Origin of the sequence: Microcoleus sp. LAD1_D5 (assembly GCF_036702115.1) — a bacterium.
Lineage (GTDB): Bacteria > Cyanobacteriota > Cyanobacteriia > Cyanobacteriales > Microcoleaceae > Microcoleus.
This window is the reverse complement of record NZ_JAUBSA010000042.1, coordinates 46,100-53,121: the sequence shown is the minus strand read 5'-3', so window position 1 is coordinate 53,121 and position 7,022 is coordinate 46,100. Positions and strand designations below refer to the sequence as shown.

General features: G+C 43.2%; 5 protein-coding genes. All 5 read left to right on the top strand.

Annotated elements, in window-relative coordinates; all coding sequences use genetic code 11:
* Nucleotides 1–238: 238 nt before the first annotated feature.
* The 5 genes from QUA70_RS17935 (at nucleotide 239) to QUA70_RS17915 (ending at nucleotide 6,891) form a co-directional block, all read left to right on the top strand.
* Entirely contained in the window at nucleotides 239–1,219 is a 981-nt protein-coding gene (locus tag QUA70_RS17935) for a hypothetical protein (RefSeq protein ID WP_333348976.1), read from the top strand.
* On the top strand, nucleotides 1,219–2,706 hold the full coding sequence (locus tag QUA70_RS17930; RefSeq protein ID WP_333348974.1) for an RAMP superfamily CRISPR-associated protein: 1,488 nt from the start codon (nucleotides 1,219–1,221) through the stop codon (nucleotides 2,704–2,706). The genes QUA70_RS17935 and QUA70_RS17930 overlap by 1 nt, the downstream gene beginning before the upstream one ends.
* Nucleotides 2,703–3,269: a type III-D CRISPR-associated protein Csx19 gene (gene csx19 / locus QUA70_RS17925; protein ID WP_333348972.1), complete on the top strand. Its 567-nt coding sequence runs from the start codon at nucleotides 2,703–2,705 to the stop codon at nucleotides 3,267–3,269. Before QUA70_RS17930 ends, csx19 begins: the two co-directional genes overlap by 4 nt.
* An 18-nt stretch (nucleotides 3,270–3,287) precedes the next feature.
* Nucleotides 3,288–5,579 carry a TIGR03986 family type III CRISPR-associated RAMP protein gene (locus QUA70_RS17920; RefSeq protein ID WP_333348969.1) on the top strand — a complete coding sequence of 764 codons (2,292 nt, stop codon included), beginning with the start codon at nucleotides 3,288–3,290 and terminating at the stop codon, nucleotides 5,577–5,579.
* 112 nt (nucleotides 5,580–5,691) lie between these two features.
* A complete protein-coding gene (locus QUA70_RS17915; protein WP_333333444.1) occupies nucleotides 5,692–6,891 on the top strand; it encodes a glycosyltransferase in 1,200 nt (399 codons plus the stop codon).
* The last annotated feature ends 131 nt before the right edge of the window (nucleotides 6,892–7,022 follow it).

The window sequence follows — 7,022 nt, the reverse complement described above, 5'->3', positions numbered from 1 at the left end:
GCTTCTGTGATTTATTGCGTAAGCGTTGCTTGCCGTAGGCGTCGCATCCCTCTTTAAAAACTGTCCGGAGTATTGATACAAAGAAAAGCGGCGGATTAATATTCATAATTTTCGCGATCGCCAAAAAGGACGTTCTACGGACAATCAAGGTGAACTCTTTCGTTACGATGCCCTAGATGCAGGACAAACATTTCAATCAGTCATCCTCTGCGAAGATGGAGACGCGATCGCACTTCAGATGTTATTAGTCACCGAACCAAACCTCTGGTTAGGCGGTTCTCAAAGCGCCGGCTACGGATATACCAAAATTATAGACTTAAAAATTCTCGATCGTTGGGATGAAGTAGGAATTCCAGCAGAAGACCGTGAAAATGAGGAAATTTTAAGCATTACACTTTTCAGCGACACGCTTTTAAGAAATGAATCTGGTCAGCCTGTAGCCGACCCAATATTAATTAAACACGCTGTAGAGGAAGTATTAAATATCTCATTACCTGAACCTAGCAATATTTTTGCTAGTAGCACTTTGATTGGTGGATTTAACCGTAAATGGGGATTGCCTTTACCTCAAGTACCAGCATTAGCGGCGGGAACTGCGATCGTTTTTGAAGGTTTTGAGATTGATGAAGCACAAATTCAACAACTAGAATATCGGGGAATTGGAGAGAGAACAGAAGACGGTTTTGGACGAGTTGCTGTCAACTGCTTAAAAAAAGAAAAGTTTTTAGTCAGTTTACCTAAGTCATCTAGTAGCTCTAGCTTACCTTGCTTAAAAAAAGAAGGTTCGCATCTTTTAGCTGAACAGATGGCACAAAGATTGTTAGAACAAAAGCTTGAACAATATCTTCAAACAAGGGTGGGACGTTTAAGCTTGGATGAGGGCATCAGTAACAGCCAACTGTCACGATTACAGTCTGTTGCACGACAAGCACTTCCTAACGGGGATTGTAGTTTAGTTATTTCGCTGCTAAATAACTTACCATCGAATGCCAGAAATCAATTTGAACGCACAAAAATTGGTAATAAATCGTTCAGAAAACAGCTTGACGAGTGGTTAGAGAATCCGACAGATTGGATTGAGGGCATAACAGAAGTAAAAATTGCTGATGTTGAGCGCAATTTTAATGACGATCGCGCCAAAGAAGATAAGCTAGCCCAAAAGTACACGCTGCGGCTGATTATGGCAGTGGCAAAGAAGGCAACTAAGGAGAAAAAATAATGAGTCAAGAACGCCTAAACCGCAATCAGCATCCGATCGCCAAACGTATCATTGTACGGGGTACGTTAATCTTAGATACGCCGACTTGCTTGGGAAGCGGTGACGCTGATAGTCCAACGGATATCGCATTGCTGAGAGATACTGTGAGTGACTGCGGGCTGTTAATTGGTTCATCCATTGCAGGTGCTCTGCGTAACTACTTGCGGGAGTACCAAGACGGATATGGTGTAGAGGAACAAAATGGCGATCGGGCTACTCGCTTATTTGGTGGTACTCGTCGCGATCCTGATGGCGAACAAAGTCCATTAATTATCAATGATGCTATCAGCAGCACTATTCCCACTGTGGAATTAAGAGATGGTGTAGAAATTGAAGCCATAACTGGCACGGCAAAACCAGGTCATAAATACGATTTGGAACTGTTAGCGGCAGGAACCAAATTTCCACTTTCCTTTGAATTACTGGTAGAGAAGGATAAAAAGTCTGTAGAACAGCAAGCATTAATTAATTGTTTAGCATTAGCCTTACAAGGCTTAGAAAAGGCTGAAATCGGCATTGGCATGAAAAAGCGGCGCGGTTTTGGTCGCTGTCATGTCAAAGAGTGGCAAGTTTGGAACTTTAACCTCGAAGATCCGGGCGATCGCACTGCCTGGTTAAATTTTGAACATTGGCGCACAGATTTATTGCCCGATCGCACAACTTATCCGTCAATTGCGACAGCGCTGGGAGTATCATTAGAGAATGAGAGCGATCGGCGCGATCGCTTCGTCATCCACGCTCAATTCCAATTAGTCGGTTCTCTCCTCATCCGTTCCGGTCAAGATTCTACGGGACGAGCTCCCGATGTCGTACACTTGAAATCTCATCAACCAGATTCACCTAATCCAGAACCAGTATTATCCGGTACGAGTTTAGCAGGAGTATTGCGCCATCGAGCCGAGCGAATTGTTAACACGCTGGGCGGTAGTTCCACACTTGTGAAGGAGTTATTTGGTTTTGTTGAGGGGAAGGAAGCACAATCAAGCCGATTAGTTGTTCGCGAGAAAGTCATTAAAAATGCCACTGAATTAGTACAAACTAGAATTGCGATCGATCGCTTTACCGGAGGTGCATATCACGGCGCACTATTTGAGGAACAACCTATATTTGGTGGCGATAAAACCCTTGTCACTGTTGAGCTAGAGTTACGCAAGCCCGAAAAGTATGAAATAGGATTGCTGTTACTATTGTTGAAAGATTTGTGGACAAGCGATTTACCTGTAGGAGGTGAAAGCAGTATTGGCAGAGGACGTTTAAAAGGAATTAAGGCAGACTTAATCTGGCATCATCCAGACAATCCGCAACAATGGACAATTTATGAAGCAAATGATGAGTTAAAAATTATCGATTCAATCAACCCAACTCAGTCGGAAAAGTCAGTTAGAGATAAACTCGAAGGATTTGTTAAAGAATTGTGGGCACATTTAGAAAAGGAGGTAGAGGTATGAAGAATGCGATCGATTGTTCGGGAGAAGTTAAAGAATTTGCGGATGACGATGCTTTGCATATTTGGCTAGAGGAGCAAGCCAAGTCTTATCAGCTACCTTATTTGTTAGCTCATGCTGAGGATGGGGTAATTTGGGGCAGTTTTGATAATGGAATGTTGATAACGGCTGAAAAGGTATTTCACAAACCGGATTTTAATGTTGATTTTCCCAAGCTGGGGTTATTGACATTGCAACAATGTCGTGTATTTGGTGAAAATGGTGAAGTCTTTCTTTGGCAGAGTGGAGGGAAGTGGAAAGGGCGTTTCATCGCTCAGTCAGAACAGGATAAAATTATAGAAAGCCAAATTCTTTATGGAACGCAGGGAAAAGAGAGAGAAGGCTTTACCTTACTTTCTGATGGTTCTCAAGGACTCAGACACGCTGTGCCCTTAACAAGTATTACTTTTGATGGAAAAAACCGTCCAGTGCGTCTTGTAGTACATCATTATATTACTCACGATGATACAGGTGTAGCTCGGATATATCTCAGCCGTCTTGTTGATTTAAAGACTCACAAAAACTAGGAATATTGAGGATTTAGTATGGCTCCGAAACATTTGAGACAAATCCCAGAAAATCGGCAGGCGATCGCCCCATACAATTTTATCGAACTACCAGATCGAGTTGTAGAAGTGACTGAAGATTATCTGCCCAACAGTAACTGTTACGAACCAAAACGTCACACGGGCAAAATATACTGTACTTTAACTACTTCATCACCTCTATACATTCGCTGCGGATTAACGACAGAAGAATTTAAACAGGAAACGGAAGCTAAAGATTTGCCCGACTTTTTCTATACCAATCCTACTGCGAAAGTCCAAAAGCCTGTAATTCCTGGTAGTAGCTTGCGCGGAATGCTAAGAACGCTTGTTGAAATTATTAGCTTTAGCAAGATAGAGCGAGTATCGGATCGGCAACATTTTTTCTTTCGGGCAGTTGCCACTACTGAAAATGATGATTCTTTAGCTCAAGCATACAAGCAACATATAAATCCTCAAAATGTCAAAGCGGGTTATCTCAAAAAAGAAGGCGATCGCTGGTTTGTTTGTCCTGCAAAATCTCTCAAAGGTGTTACATTTGCTTTGGTTAAAGAGGAAGATTTATCAACTGCTGATTTTCCTAGACTAATCAGCATGGATGAGCTTGGATATTTACCTCAGTACATCCCAGTTCGCTTTAGGGATATCAATAAAAATAAGACTAACCGTTTTTTTGCAGAGGATGTTAGCCCGCCTCATACTCATCCAATGAATAACGGGATGTTAGTCACCAGCGGTAATATGAAACAAAGTGATGACTCATCTAAGAAAACGACCCGCCGCAATCATTGTATAGTATTTCAGCAGAGTCCAAGTCTGAAGAGATTAGAAATTGACCCGATTGCTATTCAGCATTACTGCGATGCGCTAACTGACTTTCAAAAGTTGAATCCGTTTGATAGTAATTTAGGTGTTTTACAAGATAGCAGACCTATCTTTTACTGTCAGCCACAAAATGGGAAAATTGTGACTTTATTTGGTCAAAGTCCTAATTTTCGCATTCCATATTCTCCTAAAAATGATGGAAAAGCTGCTTCAGCAGTAGATTTTATTCCTGACGGTTTAGGCAAGTCGGATAAAATAGACTTAGCTGATGCTATCTTTGGATTTATCAAAGATAAGCAACCTGGAGAAAAACCAGCAAAAACTCGTTCTGGGAGAGTATTCATCAGTGATGGGATTTGTGACAACGCTACCTCTGATATATGGTTAAGTAAAAACACAATCACACCCAAAATTCTCGCCAGTCCTAAACCAACTACTTTTCAACACTACTTAGTTCAAAGCAGTCATGCTAAAAATGCTTTGAAACACTATGCTAGTAAGCCCGAAGAAGATACTGCGCTCCGGGGACATAAACTTTACTGGCATCAAGGCTCATCTCCGGCAATTCAACATGACAATCCTGATGATGTCTCTGATACGCAAAAAACACAAATTCAGCCAATAAAGCCAGGAGTTGATTTTCAATTTACTATTTATTTTGAAAATTTGACTGATGTAGAACTTGGGGCGTTATTATGGGTGCTTGATATTGCTAAAAATGAAAAATATCGCCTGTCATTAGGCATGGGTAAACCCTTGGGAATGGGAGCGGTGAAGATTGAGTCTAAATTGTATCTCAGCAAGCGTAACATACGATACAGCGGCTTATTCGACGGTCTTAAGTGGGCACTTGGCGAAGACTTTGAAGAGAACCCTGATTATCAAAGAGATTTTGAAAATTACGTGCAGGTAAATATTAGGCAAACTGGTAATTTCAGAGATATTGAACGGATTCAAATGCTCTTGGCGATGCTGAGTTGGCAAGATAGTCCTTCAGCAAATAAAACACGTTACATGGAAATTGAACGCCAACAACAACCATTGGACGGCGATCCGAACGAGTATAAAACTCGGCGCGTACTACCTACACCATTGGAGGTAATAGAGAAGCCCGGAGGCTCGCGCCCTGTGCGACGAGCTTCAACACCTCCCCCAAACCAGGAAGCAGCCCGTATCACTACTTCACCTCCTGTCAAACTTCCTCAATCTGAGCAAGCCAATACATTCTGTAAAGGTCAAATTGTAGAAGCTAAAGTTTTAGAAATGGTGACCAAAGTTATAGACAGTAAAAAAACTAAAACTACGATAGCCTATGAGGTAAATGGCTCCAAGCTTGGGAAGACAGAAGAAATTTATAAAAAGTCGGTTCCGTTCGCTCTTGGTGATGTTGTAAAACTCAGAATTACAGAGGTAAGAAATGACGTTATCAAAAAATATGAGCGTCTGGAACAGCACGATCGCGAGTAACGATCCCCGCCGATCGCCCCTACCGCACCCATCCCACCAAAAGCGATCGCCCTTCACTTCCCCATAAGGCTAAACTAATCTCAGCTTTCCCCTAAAAAATTCTCCCCGATTAATGAACATCGCCTATCTAGTCAACCAATACCCCAAAGTCAGCCACAGCTTCGTCCGCAGAGAACTCCTAGCAGTCGAAACCTGCGGCCTCAAAGTCGGGCGTTACTCCATCCGATCGTGCGAGTCCGAACTCGTAGACGGCGCAGACAAACAAGAACAAGAACTGACCAAAGTCATCCTCGGAGTTGGGGCACAAGGCCTAGCGTGGGGTTTGCTCCGCGTTGCCGCAACTAGGCCCCTTCGATTCCTCGAAGCTGTGCGGTTAATGTTCAAAGTTGGCTGGCACTCGGAACGGGGGATTTTGCTGCATCTAGCTTATTTAGCAGAAGCTTGCATTCTTTTAAATTGGTTTGCAGAATCCGGTACAGCACACGTTCACGCTCATTTCGGGACAAATTCGACAACAGTTGCAATGCTGTGCCGCGTGCTTGGCGGCCCGACTTACAGTTTCACGGTTCACGGCCCTGAAGAATTTGATAAAGCCACACTTCTTTCCTTAGACGAAAAAATTAAACGATCGACCTTTGTAGCAGCGGTTAGTTCCTTCGGTAAAAGTCAGCTTTTTCGGTGGTGCGATCGCACTTTTTGGTCAAAAATTCACGTCATACACTGCGGCGTAGATGCTGCATTTTTAGCTGCACCTTACGTCCCTGTACCCGCAGCGCCCCGCTTAGCTTGTGTTGGGCGGCTCAGCGAACAAAAAGGTCATTTGTTATTGCTAGAAGCTGCTAAATTGCTAGCAGTTCAAGGATTAGAGTTTAAGTTGGTACTGGTAGGAGACGGGCCGCTGCGATCGGATATTGAAAAGCAGATTCTGCAACTCGGCCTGCAAAACCATATAGAAATTACCGGCTGGGCCAGTGGCGATCGAGTTCAGCAAGAGATTTTAGCTTCACGGGCAATGGTATTGCCGAGTTTTGCTGAAGGTTTGCCCGTCGTAATTATGGAAGCCCTCGCTCTTAATCGGCCCGTAATTAGCACTTATGTTGCTGGCATCCCGGAGCTCGTAGAACCCGGTGTTTGCGGTTGGTTAGTTCCTCCCGGTTCCGCAGAAGCATTAGCCGTGGCGATGCGCGCGGTATTGGAAGCACCTTTAGAAAAGCTAGAACAAATGGGGAAAACAGGAGCAGAGCGGGTTGCTCAACAACACAATGTTGATTTAGAGGCAAAAAAATTAGTGGGGCTGTTTGAGAGCGCTTGAGAATGGTGCAAAACCTATGGATTAACTGACATATTGCACCATTATTAATCAATACGGTTCAGATAAGAATAATCTGATTTCCTTTCACAAGTCTGGAACTCTCATAAATGCGTGAAATGAAATTCGTCTGA